The sequence below is a fragment of the Thermosynechococcus sp. JY1331 genome (assembly GCF_031583475.1).
Lineage (GTDB): Bacteria > Cyanobacteriota > Cyanobacteriia > Thermosynechococcales > Thermosynechococcaceae > Thermosynechococcus.
On the sequence record NZ_CP134180.1, the window covers coordinates 838,990 to 856,535 of the forward strand.

The 17,546-nt window shown below is 55.2% G+C and carries 14 protein-coding genes and 2 pseudogenes; 3 read left to right on the forward strand and 13 right to left on the reverse strand.

Annotation, left to right across the window (positions count from 1 at the left end):
- Window positions 1-68: 68 nt before the first annotated feature.
- The 9 genes and pseudogenes from RHJ31_RS03955 to glgP all read right to left on the reverse strand — a co-directional run bounded on the left by RHJ31_RS03955 (window position 69) and on the right by glgP (window position 9,496).
- Entirely contained in the window at window positions 69-2,534 is a 2,466-nt protein-coding gene (locus tag RHJ31_RS03955; protein WP_302677444.1) for an ATP-binding cassette domain-containing protein, read from the reverse strand.
- 124 nt (window positions 2,535-2,658) lie between these two features.
- A complete protein-coding gene (locus tag RHJ31_RS03960) occupies window positions 2,659-3,258 on the reverse strand; it encodes an efflux RND transporter periplasmic adaptor subunit (RefSeq protein WP_302677445.1) in 600 nt (199 codons plus the stop codon).
- Window positions 3,259-3,371: 113 nt separating this feature from the next.
- Window positions 3,372-4,058, reverse strand: a pseudogene (rppA, locus tag RHJ31_RS03965) (two-component system response regulator RppA).
- 12 nt (window positions 4,059-4,070) lie between these two features.
- Window positions 4,071-4,925 (reverse strand): hypothetical protein, encoded by an 855-nt coding sequence (locus tag RHJ31_RS03970; protein WP_302677446.1) that lies wholly within the window; start codon window positions 4,923-4,925, stop codon window positions 4,071-4,073.
- Window positions 4,922-5,143 (reverse strand): hypothetical protein, encoded by a 222-nt coding sequence (locus tag RHJ31_RS03975; RefSeq protein WP_302677447.1) that lies wholly within the window; start codon window positions 5,141-5,143, stop codon window positions 4,922-4,924. The genes RHJ31_RS03970 and RHJ31_RS03975 overlap by 4 nt, the downstream gene beginning before the upstream one ends.
- Window positions 5,144-5,178: 35 nt before the next feature.
- Window positions 5,179-6,051, reverse strand: a pseudogene (locus tag RHJ31_RS03980) (efflux RND transporter permease subunit); the annotation flags it as partial.
- Between the two features lie 59 nt (window positions 6,052-6,110).
- Window positions 6,111-6,593: a hypothetical protein gene (locus tag RHJ31_RS03985; protein ID WP_302677449.1), complete on the reverse strand. Its 483-nt coding sequence runs from the start codon at window positions 6,591-6,593 to the stop codon at window positions 6,111-6,113.
- Window positions 6,587-6,892 carry a nucleotidyltransferase domain-containing protein gene (locus RHJ31_RS03990; RefSeq protein ID WP_206200334.1) on the reverse strand — a complete coding sequence of 102 codons (306 nt, stop codon included), beginning with the start codon at window positions 6,890-6,892 and terminating at the stop codon, window positions 6,587-6,589. Before RHJ31_RS03990 ends, RHJ31_RS03985 begins: the two co-directional genes overlap by 7 nt.
- 12 nt (window positions 6,893-6,904) lie before the next feature.
- Window positions 6,905-9,496 (reverse strand): alpha-glucan family phosphorylase, encoded by a 2,592-nt coding sequence (glgP, locus tag RHJ31_RS03995; protein ID WP_302677450.1) that lies wholly within the window; start codon window positions 9,494-9,496, stop codon window positions 6,905-6,907.
- Between the two features lie 38 nt (window positions 9,497-9,534).
- Between glgP and RHJ31_RS04000 the strand changes: the two genes are divergently transcribed.
- Entirely contained in the window at window positions 9,535-10,662 is a 1,128-nt protein-coding gene (locus tag RHJ31_RS04000; protein ID WP_302677451.1) for a hypothetical protein, read from the forward strand.
- Here the strand turns inward: RHJ31_RS04000 and RHJ31_RS04005 are convergent.
- Both RHJ31_RS04005 and RHJ31_RS04010 read right to left on the reverse strand, forming a co-directional pair.
- The gene (locus tag RHJ31_RS04005) at window positions 10,566-11,570 is read right to left on the reverse strand and encodes an RsmB/NOP family class I SAM-dependent RNA methyltransferase (protein ID WP_302677452.1); all 1,005 of its coding nucleotides are present in this window, start codon (window positions 11,568-11,570) and stop codon (window positions 10,566-10,568) included. The genes RHJ31_RS04000 and RHJ31_RS04005 overlap by 97 nt on opposite strands.
- Window positions 11,548-12,288 (reverse strand): DUF561 domain-containing protein, encoded by a 741-nt coding sequence (locus RHJ31_RS04010; RefSeq protein ID WP_302677453.1) that lies wholly within the window; start codon window positions 12,286-12,288, stop codon window positions 11,548-11,550. Before RHJ31_RS04010 ends, RHJ31_RS04005 begins: the two co-directional genes overlap by 23 nt.
- A 109-nt stretch (window positions 12,289-12,397) precedes the next feature.
- On the opposite strand from RHJ31_RS04010, the gene RHJ31_RS04015 reads away from it, so the two are divergent.
- Window positions 12,398-13,342, forward strand: a complete 945-nt coding sequence (locus tag RHJ31_RS04015; RefSeq protein WP_302677454.1) for a GTP-binding protein — start codon at window positions 12,398-12,400, stop codon at window positions 13,340-13,342.
- On the opposite strand, the gene RHJ31_RS04020 is transcribed toward RHJ31_RS04015, so the two are convergent.
- Window positions 13,339-14,928 (reverse strand): iron uptake porin, encoded by a 1,590-nt coding sequence (locus RHJ31_RS04020; protein ID WP_302677455.1) that lies wholly within the window; start codon window positions 14,926-14,928, stop codon window positions 13,339-13,341. The genes RHJ31_RS04015 and RHJ31_RS04020 overlap by 4 nt on opposite strands.
- A gap of 136 nt (window positions 14,929-15,064) precedes the next feature.
- On the opposite strand from RHJ31_RS04020, the gene recJ reads away from it, so the two are divergent.
- A complete protein-coding gene (gene recJ / locus RHJ31_RS04025; RefSeq protein WP_302677456.1) occupies window positions 15,065-17,353 on the forward strand; it encodes a single-stranded-DNA-specific exonuclease RecJ in 2,289 nt (762 codons plus the stop codon).
- Window positions 17,354-17,372: 19 nt separating this feature from the next.
- Here recJ and psb30 read toward each other — a convergent pair whose 3' ends face one another.
- Window positions 17,373-17,513 (reverse strand): photosystem II reaction center protein Ycf12/Psb30, encoded by a 141-nt coding sequence (psb30, locus tag RHJ31_RS04030; protein WP_149819710.1) that lies wholly within the window; start codon window positions 17,511-17,513, stop codon window positions 17,373-17,375.
- Between the last annotated feature and the right edge of the window lie 33 nt (window positions 17,514-17,546).

A 17,546-nucleotide genomic window follows, 5' to 3' on the forward strand; every position in this document is an offset into this window, starting at 1 on the left:
GCACAATTGTAATGAGTCAATATGCGGTTGAACCCTGCCTCTGGTTGGAAGATCAACCCCCGATGGCCTTAAGGTGGCGCTTTGCGCCATTGCAAATAGGTGGCCACGCTCGTGTAAATGAGGCTGTGGAGGATCAGCAGTCCCCAATTCAGCAGCAGGTTGCCCCAAGTGGGGGCATAGACAGGTGTTGGATCAAAAGGCTGAGGAGGGGGTTCAAAAAGGCCAAAATCGAGGGGCGGCGGTACCATGCCATTCACGTCAATCAAGGCACCATAGGCACCCATTGTCCAACGGCCAATCGTCAGCCAAGAGAGGACAGTCGCAACGCCCGTGAGCTTAAAGAGGACGCCAGCAAAAATAATTTGCGGTAGGAGCAATGGCGGTAAGATCTTGCTGGCTTGATCACTGTTATTCACGGCAGCAGAGATTAGTAATCCTAAACAGAGACTGGCCACTAGGGTCAGGAAGGTGGTGATGCCAAACCCCACCGGCCAAGGGAGGAAGGTACCCTGCGGCAGACCAAAGGCCAACAGTGCCACAAGGGTAATGAGCAGTGTTTGTACCAAAGCCATCCCCTTACCAAGGGTGAGTTTGGCTGCCATGTAAGCCCAGAGACTGAGATTGGCAAGACGTTCGCGGCGGTAGATGGCTACCTCTGTAATCAAGGCTTGCGCCCAGCCGGAGAGTCCCACCCAAAGACAGGCACAGGTAAAGACAAAGAGAATGCGCAGGGTTTGAGCCGCTTGCAGCAGGCCGGGGGGATCTTGGGGGACAAAGGGGGAGCGATCAATAGCAAAGCGGGTGAGCAGCAGGGCAATGGGGACGCTGATCAGATTCAAGACAAGGCTGAGGCGATCGCGCCACAGGAGTTGCCACTGGCGTTGACACAACACCCGCCATTGATAGAGGTGAGGGGGTGCTGGCTGTTGGGGAGAGGATTCGGCACTGGCACGGTTTTCGCCCCCCAAAACACTGGTGCTCTCATAGTGCTGCCCCATGCTGAGGTGGCTGGCAAGGTAGCGTTGATAGTCTGTGGATTGGCGAAATTTTTGACTCCATTCGGCACTATTTTCGGGAGTCAAGAGGGCATAAATTTCAGCCACGGAATTCAGGGGGCGATCAGGGCTAAAGAATTCACAAGCGCGATCGCTAGGGCCAAAATAGCAAAGACGCCCACCCGAGCCTAGAACCAGCAGGCGATCGCACAAATGCACATGACTCGTAGCATGGGTCACCAAGACAATCGTGCGTTCTTCATCTGCCAATTGCCGCAGCAACTGCATCAACAAAAAGTCTAGCCCCGGATCCAGACCCGAGGTGGGTTCGTCAAGGAAAAAGAGCTTGGGGTTGGCCAATAGCTCAACGGCAATACTCACCCGCTTGCGCTGACCGCCACTGAGACTCGCCACCAGTTGATCTTCAGTTCCCGTTAACTGCACCTGTTCAAGAACTCGCTGAATGGCGGCTTTGCGGTTTTGGGCATCGGTATCCGCTGGTAAGCGCAGTTGCGCCGCATAGCTGAGGACTTCGCCCACGGTTAGGCGAGAATGCAAAATATCCTCTTGGGGAACATAGCCAATCTGGTGGCGGTAGGCAGCGATATTACGATGCAGATTGAGACCATTGAGCAGTACTTGGCCTTTTTGGACAGGGGCAAGCCCCATTAACACCTTGAGCAGTGTGGATTTACCAGTGCCGCTGCCTCCAACGATCCCCACAAGTTGCGTCGGCTCCGCCACAAAGCAGACATCCGCTAAGAGGGGGCGATCGCCGGCAGCCGTTTTCACCCATCGTTCCAATCCCCAAGCATCAATGCGAATGTGGCTGCCCTGATCCGTAATCTCCAAGGTCTCGTGGCGGTAGAGCAGGACAAAGGGGCCAATGCGAATTTGATCGCCATTGCGCAGCGTGTAGGGTCCCCTCAGCAATTGATCATTGACATAGGTGCCATTGGTACTGCCCAAATCTCGCAAAATATAGAGACCCGCACCCGTGCGATCAATACTGGCATGGCGTAGGGAGACCGTGGGGGCAGCCAATTGCCAATGCTGATAGCTGTTGCTGGTTTCGCGCCCTAAAGTCAGCGGCCATTCCTTGAGGGCTTTGAGGACAAGGCGGCGCTGCTGGGGCAAAGGAGGTGGACTCGCCGCTCCCAAAGACTGGATCTGCACCAGTAGTTGCACCTTATTTCTGGGGTTTTGGCCAATCTCTAGACGTAGGGTTTCCCCAAGGGCAAAGCCCTCTTCAATGCCGATGCGGCGTTGGTGGTAGAACGTGCCATTGGTGCTGCGGCGTTGATGGCCATCTCCATCCCAAAGGTAGTAGGTTGCCCCCTGTTGCTTAAAAACGGCATGGCGGTTGGAAATCACTGACCAGAGTGGCTCATCGGGCACTACTAAATCTGCCCATTGGTAATCGCGTCCAAGGCGATGCTCCGGTTGGGTCAGGGAATAGGTCAACATTTTCCCCTGACTTTCGAGGGTGAGAGTGACGGTGGGGAGATCAACAACCGTTTTTTGGGGGGGCGATCGCATCACTATCTGCCTGTTCAAGGTGTTCAAAACTCTAACTAATATCTTGCCTAGTTTGGCAGACACCCTGTCCTCGTGACACACAAACCCCTCAGAATGGAGAAGATCGAGTGGCATTTTGCGATTTCTAAGGGTTGACCTTCGTGGGGGTAGAAGATTGAGAGGGTTCGGTATGCGCTGCGGAATTCAGCCGTTGTGTTCGATAGGCTTGCCAACCTAGACCTGCCCCAAATAGAGCGATCGCCCCAACAGCCGCCCCCAACCAAATCCACGGTGGAGAGTCTGTTTCCGGTTTTGTGTCTGAAGTAGCGGTTGAGGTATCCCCCCACAGAGATTGGGCATAGAGTTGCATCGTACCTTGGGTAACAATACGATCGCCCCCATAAAGACCGCTAATCACTTCTACCTGATCGCCAACTCGCTGGCCAAGGGTCACTTCGACAGCTTCAAAGGCAGTACCATTCTGCACAAACACAAGGGGGGGCTGATCGACTGGCTCCACGATCGCGGACTGGGGAATCATCACGGTATTGCGGGTTTGGCGATCGTCAAAAATTTGGACAGTCGCAAAGCTACTAGGTTTGAGTTCTTGGCTGGAATTAGCCAAGCTGGCGCGTACCGCAACTCGCTGCGTGGCGGGATCAACGACACTATCAATGAGTTCAATACGACTGCGGAAAACACGATTGGGAAGTCCTGCAACAGTGATATTTAGAGCTTGACCCACAGCCACCTGTGCTCGCTGTGCTTCTGTAGGGTAAGCAACCGTTGAGAATAGCGCTCATGGTGAGGCCATACCAGAGGGCAAGACGACTGCGGCTGTGGCGGAAGAGCTTATGATCAACCATGATCGACAACAAAGCGATAGCCTAACCCATGGACGGTTTCAATGCAGTGCTCTTGACCAAGGAGGGCGAGTTTGCGGCGCAGCAGGCGAATTTGTGCTGCCACTACATTACTACTGGGTTCACTGCCTACTTCCCAAAGCTGCATCATCAGTTGGTCGCTACTGAGAATCCGCTGGGGGCGTTTCATGAGGTATTCCAAGGTCTGGAATTCCTTAGCGGTTAACTGCACCTCAGTACCCGCCCTATTTCTCAGGGTGAAGGTACCATAGTCTAACGTTAATGCCCCTTGACACAATTGCTGGGGTTGGAATTGGGGCGATCGCCGCAGTAAAGCCCGCAGCCGCGCCAGCAACTCAGCCATTGCAAAGGGCTTAATCAAATAGCCATCTGCCCCCGCATCTAATCCCTGAACGCGATCGCTGAGGCCATCCCGTGCCGTCAGCAACAAAATGGGCACCGTGTAGTGGTGGATACGCAGTCGCTGACAAACCTCCAACCCCGACAGCCGAGGAACCATCCAATCCAAAATCGCAACACCGTAGTCCACCTGCAACTGCTCAACGTAGGCTCAAACCAGTTCCCCCTCCTGCGCCCAGTCCACCACATAGCCTTCCCGTTGCAACACGCGCTGAATGGCGGCTCCTAAATCCGGTTCATCTTCAAGCAGCAACACCTTCATCCGTGCAATCCCCTAATTCACCGTCACCCAAAAGGGAGCAGTAACAATTTGCTCACCCCGCTGGAACTGTCCCCAGAGCTTGTAACGTCCGGGCACAGGAAACTGGGTCATAAAACGGATCACCTCCTTAGGTTGATGATCCACGGCATGGGCATGGAGATAATCAGCAGGTTCGAGGGGAGTCGTGTCTCGCAAAATCACCAGATGCCCTGCTTCGCCAAGGTAGGGGCGCAGATCCCTAAGGGGTTGCTGGGTGGCAGCATCCCGTAGGCGAAAGGCCACTTCCACCGCTGATCCAGCCTTGAGGGGTTGAGGGAGTTTTAGTTCGACTGCCGTTGTGCCAATCACTTGGGTGGTTTGAGCGGTTGGCGTACTCGATGCGGGCGGCGTTCCTTCAGCCGCGATCGGGATCATCGCCACCGTTTCGTCAGCGCCAGCGGGTTTATAATCGGCAATGAGGGTGTAGCCTCCCCCTTGGGGCAATGGGGTTGTGACTTGAAACTGACCTTCACCCAGATAGCGGGGATGCAGGTGCTGAAACACTTGAAAATCATCACTGACGATGATCAGGTGCATTAGCGCCTCTTGAAAACGCTCAAACTGCGTCACTGCTTTACCAGTGTGGGTGCGAATCGCCAACGTAAAGGTGGTTGGTTGTTGAGGCGTAGGTGCGGGCGCATTCAGCAGTTCCATATGGGTCGTAGCAGAGCCGTCTGCGTGCTCATGGTTGGGACTGTGGTGCAGGTGATGGTGGTCATGAAGCATAGGCATTTGCCGTTGCTGGGCAATCCCAAGGGTGGCGATCGCCCCACTCAAGAGCATGGCCAGTCCCAAGAGGGTGGGTTGGATAAAGCGTGGTAGCATCATTCTTGTCTTCCTCCCTGATTGAGTTCATAACGAAAGCGAAAACGACTGTTAATGGGTTGACCATTGATGGTGCTAAGGAGAACAATACGATAGTCTCCTGCCACGGGATTGGCTAGCCGTGCGATGTAGTGTTTGTCCTCAGGGGTATAGGTCATCGGTAGAGTGACCCGATCGCCCGTTGGCGTTTCAATATCAGCAGTAACGGTAGCAGTACCCACGGGAATATGGTCTTCTCCCTCTTGGATATAGAAGTCAATATAAGGATAATTGCTCGCTGTCCATTAACACTGCCATCTCCCCGCGCTAAGGCAGGCCCTTTCGTGACTGTTGCCACATTCTGCACGCGAATTGGTTGGCCATTGCGGTGCGCCACCAACGCCACCGCTAAATCAGCGACTGATGTTGCCCGACCAATGCCCCGCACAATTAACCCCTGATCGGGAGTGACAATGACCCCACCCGCTGCATTTTCATTGGCGCCACTCACCCCCGCCACCACGTCCTGCAAGGAGACCTGTTGTGCGGCGAGGCGATCGGGATGAACCAGCACCTGATACTGGGGCACATCTCCACCATAGGCAATCACTTGGGACACCCCCGGCACTGCCAAGAGGCGATTCACCACCTTTTGATCCACAAGCTGTCGCAGTTCCATGAGGGAGGTGGCATCTGGGGCAGTGGGCACCTTGGGGGCAAGGGCATACATCAAAATCGTGGCAATGGGGGAGGTAATCGGTGAAATTTGGGGTGAGGCATTAGGTGGTAGGCGATCGCGCACCTCCTGCAACCGCTCGGTAATCAGTTGCCGTGCTTGATAGATATTCGTTTGCCAACTAAAAACTACCTTGACAACAGATAAGCCAAGAGACGATGCAGAGCGCACAGTTTCAACCCCTGCCGTACCATTGACGACACTTTCAATGGGCAGCGTAATCAGCGATTCCACTTCCTCTGGTGCTAGGCCCGGTGCCTCCGTTTGAATTTCCACTGGGGGGGGCGCAAACTCTGGCAGTACATCAAGGGGCATTTGCCGCAGTTGAAAAATACCGAAAATCGTCAGGGCGATCGCCCCGAGCACCACCAACCAACGTTGGACAATTGACCACCCAAGAATTCGATTCAGCATTACCACAGTGTGTTACTAAGGCTGATTTTGGCAAAGGCACATGAAATAAAGATGAAAAGCTAGGAGTTGCCGGACGATTTGTGCTTTATTCGTTGGCAAAACCGAGTTGCAGTTTCAATCAGGACAGGAACAAACTCGTGGGCAGCTTGCAAACTCGTGGCTAAAATGGCTGCATCTCGAATGTAGTCGTGAACCATTTGATTGCGCAGTTGCCGCATAGTAAACCAAGCGTCTGCATCAGGCACAAGGCCGAGTCGCTCAGCACGGTCAAGGTTTTCCAAAAAAGTTGCCACTGGTTCGCCAAAGGCACTCAGATAGGCGGGCAACAGCTTGCTCCCTAGGGTATCTTGAAGGCGACCAAAGCGTGCCACAAAAGCATCCACCCGCTCCGCTAGGTCAATATCCTCCTCCAATTGTGCTGCCCGCCGTGCCGTAAATGGCTCCTGAAAGAGGCGTTGATCCGTCACCTGTAGGTGTGCCACTTCTCGCTCCACCAGTTGGCAGAGGTGATGTAGGCGTTCCTGAAGTTGAGGACTCAACATTGAAGGCGAACTCCCGTTTGTTGGGCCCAATCGTGAATCGGCTGCCGCTGGAGATTGGGTGCCCAGAGGAGAATATCCACTTTACGACCTGCCATGGCGCGGCTGATTTTGGCACTGAGTCGAGCACTGACAAGGGCAGGATTCTCAACGGGGTGAGACAGCCGGATCAATAAATCCACATCGCCGCCCTTCAGGCGATCGTCCACCCGCGAACCAAACAACCACACCTCAGCCTCGCTACCCACCAGCGCCGCCACTATCTGGCAAATTTGCTGCACTTGCTGATCCGTTAATCGCAACCTGATTCTCTCCTAAGCCCACAAGACCAGTCCCATTTCATAGGGATGACTCAGATAGACGTGGCGCGGTAGCAGTTGGAGGGCAATGCCTTGGTGGCCACTCGTGTCGTAGCTCATCTCGGCGGTGTACAGGCTATAGCCTTCAGGGGTAGTACCCACAAACGTCATCAGGGTAGGACAAGCCTCCTCTAGGGTACCGGCGTCATTCACCCGCCCTTGGAACAAAATCACCTGTACGTCATTGGGGGAGAGCGCACCGAGGGCAATCACAGCTTTGACTTCAACTATTTCATTGACTTCGAGGTTGTGCTCAGCCGAGGTTTCAACACTGATGATCTGAATTGAGTACCAGTGTTCAAAGATATGGGCTTTCCAGCGTGCCAGTTCCTTGGCTGCAGCATAGTTATTTTCCTTGAGCGTAAAGTAGCGATCGCTGGCGGGGAAATAGCCCCGATGGGCATACTCGCGCACCATTCGCGCGGTGTTAAACTGAGGCGTATTGAGAGCAAGGGCTGCCTTCATTTTTTGCACCCAGCCGCGCGGCACCCCATTTTCATCGCGATCGTAAAACAGGGGAATGACATCCCGCTCCAACCGTTCATAGAGCGCATTGGCTTCCACCAGATCTTGATAGTGGCGATCGTCATAGGTTTCGCCGTGGCCAATCGCCCAACCCGTTTTCACATAGTCCGCCTCGTCCCACCAACCGTCCAAGGTACTCAGATTGGGTAAGCCATTCATGGCCGCCTTCATGCCGCTGGTGCCGGAGGCCTCCTGAGGCCGCAAAGGGGTATTCAGCCAGACATCACACCCCGCCACCATCATTTTTGCCACGTGCATATCGTAATCCGGGATAAAGGCAATGTGGTTGGCCATGCCCTCTTGGCGCGTAAAGTGAATAATTTCCTGAATCAGTTCTTTGCCGGGGTTATCCTTGGGGTGCGCCTTGCCCGCAATCACAAACTGGACAATCGGCCGCCGCTGCTTCGCCCCCGTTTTCACCGGTACTGATCCCAATAAAATTCGCCGCAGCCGTTCCACATCCCGCAAAAAGAGAGTGGCGCGTTTATAGGTAGCAAAGCGACGGGCAAAGCCAATGGTCAAGGCGGTCGGATCCAGCACTTCTGCCGCTTGCGTCAATTCAGCACTAGAGGCGCCCTGCTCTTCAAGCATCCGTTGTAGGCGCGATCGCACAAACATCACCAACTGATAGCGGCAAATCTCATGGATACGCCACAACTCCTCATCGGGAATACTGCTGACCCGCGACCAGAGGGGATCCGCCAAGGGCGCATCAGACCACTGCGGCCCAAGGTAAATATCCAGCAGGTATTGCAATGGTTCAGAAACCCGACTGCGAGCATGGACGCCATTGGTAATCGAGGTAATCGGCACCTCCGTCGGCGGCAGATTGGGCCACAAGCCTTGGAACATTTGGCGGGAGACTTCACCGTGGAGCGCGCTCACCCCATTGACAAAACTGGCGGTATGAATGGCTAGGTTCGCCATACTAAAGGGTTCTTGAAAAGCCCCTGGATTCACACGGCCAAGGGAGAGAAACTCCTGCTGCGAAAGGTTAAAGGCCTCCGCATAGTGGCCGACATAGTACGTCACCTTATCGGCAGGAAACAGATCAATCCCCGCAGGCACGGGGGTATGGGTGGTAAAGAGTTGGCTGGCCTTGACCACCTGCAAGGCTTCATCGTAGGTAAGCTGCTCTTCGGTGATCAGTTGACGAATCCGCTCTAGGGACAAAAAGGCCGAGTGCCCCTCATTCATGTGATAGACCGTTGGCCGCAACCCCAAGCTGTGGAGCAGGCGTACTCCCCCAATGCCTAGGAGCATCTCCTGATGGATGCGCAGATCCATATCGCCGCCATAGAGGTAATCGGTGATCTGCTGATCGTAGGCGCTGTTTTCTGGCAGGTTTGTGTCTAAAAGATAAAGGGGAACCCGACCCACCTGAACTTGCCAGATCCGTGCTTGCACGTCCCGATTGGGGTAATCAACCCGGATGCGGAGTTCTTGGCCTTGGGGAGTCGTGACGAGTTTCAGGGGCAGGGTATAAAAATCATTGCTGGGATAGCGTTCCTGCTGCCAGCCATCGGCACTGAGGTACTGCGAAAAGTAGCCCTTTTGATAGAGCAGCCCCACCCCCACCAAAGGGAGTCCCAAGTCACTAGCAGATTTGAGGTGATCCCCTGCCAACACCCCCAACCCCCCAGAATAGATCGGCAGGCACTCTGTCAAGCCAAATTCAAGGGAAAAATAGGCAATACACTCGCCGGGAGGCGCGTCCGTGCGCGTTTGCTGGTACCACGTCTGCACAGGCTGGGCATATTCTTGAAATTGGCTGATCACCCGCTCCATCTGTGCCAAAAAGCCGTTGTCGGCCGCCGCATCCAAGAGGCGATCTTGGCGAATACGTCCCAACAGGGCGACGGGATTGTGGTTGGTTTGCTCCCACAGTTCTGGGTCGAGACGGCGAAAGAGGGCGATCGCCTCCGTGTTCCACGTCCAGTAGAGGTTGTAGGCCAGTTCCCGCAGGGGTTCCAAACGTTGCGGCAGGTGAGGACGAACGTTAAACGTGCGGATGGGCTTCATAGGAGCTGCCAGTGTCGTCGTTTCTATCTTAATTTCCTATGCGCTTTGAGTATGATTTGCTGATTGTGGCGGCGAGTCCTTTGGCATTGGACATTGCCTATCGGTGTGCGGCCTTGGGGCGGATTGGCCTAGTGATCCCAGCCGCTGATGCGCAGTGGCAATGGCAGTGGCAACGCTGGTGGCTGTCGCAGTTTCCCCCTCAAAGATTGGATACTCAGCAGTGGCAGCACTTTCAAGCCCACCTCAGCCACGGACAGCGCCGCTATGCCCCTAGGGTCTTGGAATTGGTGGGGATCGATGTGATCACAGGGGCGGGGGAATTTGTCTGGCAGCCCCGCTGTCATTTTCAGGTGGGGGGCGATCGCCTCTATGCGCGAGGCTATTTCCTCCTTGATGCGCCTGCGGCAATGGATGCTCAGGATATGGACGCCCTCAGCAGGATTGAGCTGGCCTGTTGGCACCACTGGTCTGGCAAAGCCTCGCATCCCGATGCACAAGGTCTGCCGCTTGTGGCCACAGAAGATGCGTGGTTCAACGATCGCCTGCATGCTGCCCTGAGTGGCCTCGGTCTAGGGGTTCCCCCACTGGGAAGGCGCAAAGCCCCCGATCCAACTCCTTTGAACCTGCACCGCCTCCAGCGAGATGCTCAAGGGTGGCTGCGGATCAATTCCCAGGGGCGCACCAGTCATCCCCAAGTCTATGCTTGTGGCGGTTGGCAGCGGGGGTACCATTTGCCCTCCCTGACCTACTTTGAGGCCTTTGCGATCGCCCGCCAGATTTTGCAGCGGAAACCCATGCCCCTCGACTACCGTTGCCAGCCTTGGTGGATTGCCCTACCTGTTCCCATTGCCCGCGTCGGTTGGAATGCGCGGCAAGCCCAGCAACGCCTCAGGGAACCCGTTCAACTGTGGGAGATTCAGCAGTTTAGTCCTGAGGGTCAGAGCTTGGGTCAAGTGGTGATCAATCGCCAAGGGCAGCTTCTAGGTGTAACCCTGATGGGACGCGCAGCGATCGCCAGCAGTCGCATTTTCGGGCGGTGTTTAGATCAAAATGCCGTTGCTGCCATTACCTATGCCGGTTGGGAATTCGATTGCCAGCGCCAGCGATCGCCCAAGGCGCAACCTTCACCCAATTGCGGTAAAGGATTGGCTTCCCCAGACCCCTGATGCTGCCAGAGGATCGTAAAGGCGCCCGCTCCTTCCCCTTGGTGGGGCCACAGCCGATAGCAGGGAAAGGCTGCTAGATGGGATTGATAGGCCGCTAGTGCCGCCACAGGTTGAGGAACCCACTGCGGAAACCTTGCCATCAGCCAAGCCGCCACATCCTCATTTTCATCCTGACTAAAGGTGCAGGTGCTATAGAGCAACCATCCCCCCGGGCGCACCAAGGCTGTTGCAGTTGCGAGAATGCGTTTTTGCCGCCGTTGGTTGTGGCGAATCGTCAATGGATGGAAACACCCTTCAGCTTTTTGCCCCTTGGCCAGCAGCGATTGCCCAGAGCAGGGAGCATCCACAATCACCACATCAGCAGCGCCTTGGAACTCAGCAGCCAGCACTTCACTATCCCAAGCGGTGACGCCCACTGGATGCACTCGACAGCGTTTGAGATTGCTAATCAGCATCCCCACCCGTTTGCCAATGGTTTCATTACAGATGAGGTAGCGGGGTTGCAGCGATCGCCACGCAAAGAGGCTCTTGCCGCCGGGCGCCGCACACACATCAATCACCAATGACGGCTCTTGGGGCAGCGTCAGCAGCGGAACCGCCGCAAACACCGATGAGCTATCCAAGCAATAATAAGCCCCGGCCTCATGGAGAGGGTGTTGACCGGTACGGCTGCCGGGGGCAAAGCGACTCACCCAAGGGGGCTGCCAAGAAAGTGGCGGCAATGGCTCAAAGGGTAAGGGAGACGCTGGCTCGCGACACCACAGCACCGTGGCAGGGTAGGGCGGGGGAGTGGTGAGAGCCTCTAAAAAACGCTCCCGATCGCTGGCAGCCTCAAAAAGGCGGTTGGCACAGGCCACAGCCAATCGGGAGAGCTTCACCACAGGCTTAGCGGTGGACGGCGATGGCACCTTTGACTGCTTCGGCGAGGGCACGCACACTGGCCACCATGGCCACTTCACTATTGAGTTGGTTGACGGCAGAGCCGACCCCGACACCCGCAGCCCCAGCAGCGATCGCCAAGGGAATCGTCACTGTCGAAAGCCCCGAAGCACACAGCACCGGCACCGCAACGGCGCGGGAAATTTCGTAGGCTGCCGCCAAGGTGGGCGCTGCCTTTTCGATCAGCCCCAACGTGCCACTGTGGTGGGGTTGGCTACTCGTCCCCCCTTCGGTTTGAATCACATCGGCGCCGGCGGCCACCAAGGCCTCAGCGAGGGCAACCTGTTGATCCAAGGGCAGCGTGTGGGGCACTGTGACCGACAGCATGATTTGGGGCAACAACTCGCGCGTTTGGCGCGTCAATACCAGCACTTCCTCAGCGCTAAACACCCGCCCTTGGGCATAGAAGCTATCGTAGTTGCCGATTTCCACCAGATCGGCACCAGCAGCAACGGCATTCAGCAGCAGTAATGGCTCCACCGCAGACACACAGACCGGCAGTGTCGTCAGTTCCTTGGCAAGGCGCACCAGCTCAGGATCGGCAGCAATATCCACAAAAGTGGCACCCCCTTGATCGGCAGCAGTCACCACCGCCCGCACGCGATCGCGATCAAAATTGTTGAGGCCACTAATAATCTTGAGAACAGAACGCTGCTCAAAGGCAGCGGCTAAACGCGGATGCAGCATAGACTTGAAACTTTCCGTAGTTGTGCATTTTTTTATCCTACAGCCCTTTTCACAACGACTGTAACGGATATTTAATAGGCTCAAAGAGTCTCTAGCTGTTGTCCAGCCTATGACCGTTCCCGTTACAGTGCTCACTGGCTACTTGGGTGCCGGTAAAACCACACTCCTCAATCGCATTCTCACCCACGAACACGGCAAGAAGGTCGCTGTGATTGTCAACGAGTTTGGCGAAGTGGGCATTGATCATCAACTGGTGGTCAATACCGATGAAGAAATTTTCGAGATGAATAATGGCTGCATTTGCTGTACGGTGCGCGGCGACTTGATCCGTATCATTGGCAACCTGATGAAGCGGCGGCACAAGTTTGATCACCTTGTTATTGAAACCACGGGGCTTGCCGATCCCGCACCCGTCATTCAAACCTTCTTCATGGATGAGGACATCCGCAGCCAAACTCACCTAGATGCCGTGATTACCGTGGTGGATGCCAAGCACATTCACTACCACTGGCAAGCGGACGAAGCCCAAGAGCAAATTGCCTTTGCCGATGTGATTTTGCTCAATAAGATGGATTTGGTGAGCGAAGCAGACCTCGCCCAGTTGCGCGATCGCATTCATGCCATGAACCCCTTGGCCAAAGTGTATTGCACCCAGCAGGCCGCCATCCCCATGGAGCACATCCTCGATGTGGGGGGCTTTGACCTTGAGCGGGCCCTCGAACTCGACCCAGACTTTCTTGGCGAAGATCACCATGAACACGATGAATCTGTGGGTTCTGTGGCCATTGTTGCTGAGGGCAAATTGGATGGTGCTAAGCTGCAAACGTGGCTGAGCCAGTTGCTGCAAACCCAAGGCCCCGATATTTTCCGCATGAAGGGGATTTTGCACCTCGCGGAGCAGCCCCAGCCCTTTGTTTTTCAGGGGGTGCATATGCTCTTTGATGGTCGTCCCCTCGATCGCCCCCTTGGCCATCAGCGCAATGAACTCATCTTTATTGGCCGTAACCTTGATGAGCACCAGCTCCGCCAAGCCTTTAGGGCGTGTCTGATTTAGAAACTAAACGTGGTGCGGATCAACCCTTGGAAAATGGGGCTATTGGTAGCGCTATTGTTGGCATTGGTGATTGCCATAAACACAGGCGTAATTGAGATATTGTCGCTGAGGGGATAGCGGAAAAAGAGTTCATAGTTGGTTTGGGTAGCATCATTGATCCCGGGTTGTGATGCCAACGAGTTAATAAAGGGCTGACCCACCGCCGCTGCTAGCAATGATCCTTCCGCCAACAAGTCCCGATAGGCCAAACCCGCCATCCATGTTTGCGCAGTGGTCTTCACTTGGCCACCAGCGGGAATGACAAAGACCCCCGGATCCACAGCAAACGGCCCCAAGCCATCAATCTTTGCTCCATCGCCATAGAGTTTCATATCGGAGTAAGCATAGCGGCCAAAGAGGCCAAACTTACCGAGGGTGAGTTCCACATTGACACCGCCGGCATTCTGGGAAATATTCAGGGTTGAGGAGTTGGTATATTGCAGGCGCACCGCAAAGTTGTTCCGTTCATTGGCACCAAAGGCACGGGCAAACTCCAGTTCCACGGTTCCCTGATAGGGATCGCCAAAAAGACCTCCTCCCGTAGGGATACCCGTCGGTGCTCCCGCTGCAGCGGCCACATAAACACCGCGCAGTGTGAAGAATCCGCCTCCCGGATTCCATTCAATACTGACACCCGCCCCACCGGGATCATTGACGGCGTAGGGCACAATCAGCGGGTTGTTGATAAAGAAATTGGAACTAAAATCCGTGAAAGAATCGTTGGCATAGCTATTGGTATCCACAATATCACTGGGATAAAATTGCGGCCCAACACCAATCGTTAAATCCTCTGTGGGCTTGAAGCTGTAGAACAGTCGAGATAATTCCACATTTGCGCCAACGCCACTGTAATCGGCAGCGCCACCGGCAATCAAGCCGTCAGTACCAATCCCCGTTGCCCCAAACGTATCTAACCCGTTGTTACCCACTTCGAGGGTCGTGGTCAGTAAATCCGTACCGCGAAAACTGGTATTGAGGTTAATCTCCACCTTGCTAATCACCGTCGGATTGTAGCTGCCCCCAGTGAACGTATTCCCAGAGATGGGGTCAACGACTTGGCGAGTATTGCCACCGGCTTGAAAGGCCATCACGGCATCCACAGAGAGCTTGGTGGTTGTTGAAAATTGCGTGGCCTCCAGAGTAGCAGTACGGGCTTCGAGGTTGTCCACCCGTCCGCGTAGGGTGGCCAGTTCGGCGGCAAACTCCTCCCTAAGCCGTTGCAAGGTGGCTAAATCTTCCTTGGTGGCAAAGCGATCGCTAATCACATCCAAGCAGGCATTCAAAGCAGCCGCCATTTCAAACCGCGTCAGGGCACGGTTGCCCCGAAAGGTGCCATCGGGATAGCCAGCAATACAGCCGTACTTTTCCACAAGGGACGCAAGGGCTTGATAGGCCCAATCGGTGGGGCGCACGTCAGACAGTTGGGAGACAGAGGTCACCTGTCCGATGCTGGCGGGAGCGGGCATCCTAGGTTCAGCAACAGCGGCTGGACTGAGTAGTGCAAGGTGAATGGCAGCCACCATAACCGTTGTTAGGGATTTTTCCATCACTGACCTCCTTACCTCACACCAAGACACGGCCTCGGGAATTCACCAAGGCTAAATGAGAATGGTAACGATTATTATTCTATTTTTTCGGTCTGTCAACCGAAGCCACGCTCAAGTTAGCATTGGGGTTATCGCTTTGCCTATCTCCCCCCGCCGCATTATGGGTGCCCTTCCCCAGCAACGTTGGCTCTTGCCACCCATTGATCTCGAGTCTTGTGACGCCTTGAGGCAGGCCTTGGGTTGCCCCGCATCACTAGCGGAAATTTATCTGCGGCGGGGTCTGACGACTCCAGAAGCGGTACAGGCCTTTCTCGAGCCGGAAACTCTAGCGCTACCGCCACCGCAAACGGTCTTTCCCGACCTTGATCTGGCAGTGGAACTCCTGCAGCAGGCGATCGCCCGCGGTGACAAAATGACCATTTGTGGCGATTACGATGCTGATGGCATGACCAGCACTGCCCTTCTATTACGTGCGCTGCGCCATTTGGGAGCCGACATTGACTATGAAATTCCCTCCCGCATGCAGGAAGGCTACGGCATTAATGAGCGGATTGTTCAAGACTGCTACGAGCGCGGTGTGAAACTGATTCTCACCGTGGACAACGGCATTGCTGCCCACCAGCCCATTCTCAAGGCACGGGAACTGGGGCTGACGGTGATTGTGACGGATCACCACGATGTGCCGGAGCAACTGCCCCCTGCCCATGCCATTCTCAATCCGAAACTGGTGCCGCCAACATCCCCTTACCATACCCTCGCTGGGGTGGGGATGGCCTATATCCTTGCTCTGTCCCTAGCACAGCGACTGGGCAACTGGCGCGAACTGGTGCGGCCTTTGCGGGAACTGTGTACCCTAGGCACGATCGCGGATTTGGCGCCCTTGATGGGGGTGAATCGCCGCTGGGTCAAGCAGGGGTTACAAACAATTCCCACCTCTTCTCTTGTGGGGGTGCAAGCGCTGATGCAGATGGCGGGTTGTTTGCCAGCCCAGAATACCGCCCTCAAGCCCACAGCGGTAGGGTTTCGGCTGGGACCACGCATCAATGCCATTGGCCGCATTGGTGATCCCCAAGTGGTGATTGACCTGCTGACCACCGAGGATCCGCAGCGTGCTCAGGAACTGGCAGCTCTGTGTGAGGAAACCAACCGTCGCCGTCAGGAACTCTGTGCTGAGATTGAGAGACAGGCGATCGCCCACCTTGAAGAGACGGGCTTTGATCCCCAACAGGAGTGGGTCTTAGTGATCGTCCAGCCCGACTGGCACCATGGGGTCATTGGCATTGTTGCCTCGCGGCTCGTGGAGCGCTACGGCGTACCGGTGTTTATTGGCACCTATGAAGATGAGACAACCATTCGCGGCTCAATTCGCAGTATTCCCGAATTCCATGTCTTTGAGGCCCTTGAAGCGACCAAGGATCTGCTCTTGAAATATGGCGGTCATAGGGCAGCCGGGGGGTTTAGCCTACGGGCAGAGCATTTAGCGACTTGGCGCGATCGCCTGCGAGCCTTTGCCCAAACCTGTCTCAAACCAGAGGATCTGCGTCCCCTTGTTACCCTTGATGCCGAAGTCTCCTTTGAGCAGCTGACGTGGGACTTTTACGCCCAAGTGGAGCAACTGCAACCCTTTGGCAGTGAGAATCCGCAGCCAATTTTCTGTAGTCGCGGGGTCAAGATTCTCGAACAAGCACCCATGGGTCAGCAGCGGGAACATCTGCAACTCACCCTAGAGCAGAATGGGCGGCAGATGACCGCTAAGGCTTGGCGGTGGGGACAATTTTTTCCGTTGCCCACCACGGTCGATATTGCCTATCACCTCACAGCCCACACTTGGAATGGCGAAACCCAGTTGGAACTCGAACTCAAGGGGGTCAAACTCTCACTGGCGTGGTACGTCCCTAATCCTCCCAGTCACCCGCTTCCCCATTGGCAACCCCTACCGCCTTTGACAACGCTCCTGCCACAGTTGCGGGACAATGTCTTGCTCTATGGCTATGGCCGCCCTGAGGTTCCCCCGAACTTAACCACAGCAGCCATTCACTACGATCGCCCCCGCGATCGCTGTCGCACCCTCATTCTCTGGTCACTGCCGCCCTCTGCCACCCACTTGCGTTGGCTCTTGGCCATTGCCCAACCAGAAATGGTCTATGTAGGGTGCCAACGACCGGCGATCGCTCCGCTGACAACCCTCATCCTCTCAATTCAAAATGACCTCAAAGAACAGACTAAGGTGAATCTTTTAGCCTTGAGTCAAACCTATTGGATTGCTCCCTGTACGCTTGTAGCGATCCTGCGCCATTTGGGCTATGGCTGTGAAGGATTTGCTCCCACCCTGAGCATTACCGCAGAACTAACACGATTGCAACGCTGGTATCAGCTGCAAGCTAAGGATTTGGCACGGCTAGCGCAAAGGTGGGAGACTTCCTAATTCTTGGCAAAACAATGGCCTACAAATTGCCGCGCCGCACAGCCAGTAGGAAGATAATTGCCGGCCCTGCAATGCCAATCATGGCAATCATGGTCAGTTGGGCAATCACTTCAAAGTTGATATTGCTAAGAAACTCAATAATGCCATTGAAAATTCCCATAGGTTCTCCCGAGCAATCAGCGGTTATTAGTTC

Bases quoted from the DNA above. Each gene is read 5' to 3' on its own strand.
- RHJ31_RS03955 (WP_302677444.1), bottom strand. From the start codon at position 2,534: ATGCGATCGCCCCCCCAAAAAACGGTTGTTGATCTCCCCACCGTCACT.
- RHJ31_RS03970 (WP_302677446.1), bottom strand. From the start codon at position 4,925: ATGATGCTACCACGCTTTATCCAACCCACCCTCTTGGGACTGGCCATG.
- RHJ31_RS03985 (WP_302677449.1), bottom strand. From the start codon at position 6,593: ATGTTGAGTCCTCAACTTCAGGAACGCCTACATCACCTCTGCCAACTG.
- glgP (WP_302677450.1), bottom strand. From the start codon at position 9,496: ATGAAGCCCATCCGCACGTTTAACGTTCGTCCTCACCTGCCGCAACGT.
- RHJ31_RS04000 (WP_302677451.1), top strand. From the start codon at position 9,535: ATGCGCTTTGAGTATGATTTGCTGATTGTGGCGGCGAGTCCTTTGGCA.
- RHJ31_RS04010 (WP_302677453.1), bottom strand. From the start codon at position 12,288: ATGCTGCATCCGCGTTTAGCCGCTGCCTTTGAGCAGCGTTCTGTTCTC.
- RHJ31_RS04015 (WP_302677454.1), top strand. From the start codon at position 12,398: ATGACCGTTCCCGTTACAGTGCTCACTGGCTACTTGGGTGCCGGTAAA.
- RHJ31_RS04020 (WP_302677455.1), bottom strand. From the start codon at position 14,928: ATGGAAAAATCCCTAACAACGGTTATGGTGGCTGCCATTCACCTTGCA.
- psb30 (WP_149819710.1), bottom strand. From the start codon at position 17,513: ATGGGAATTTTCAATGGCATTATTGAGTTTCTTAGCAATATCAACTTT.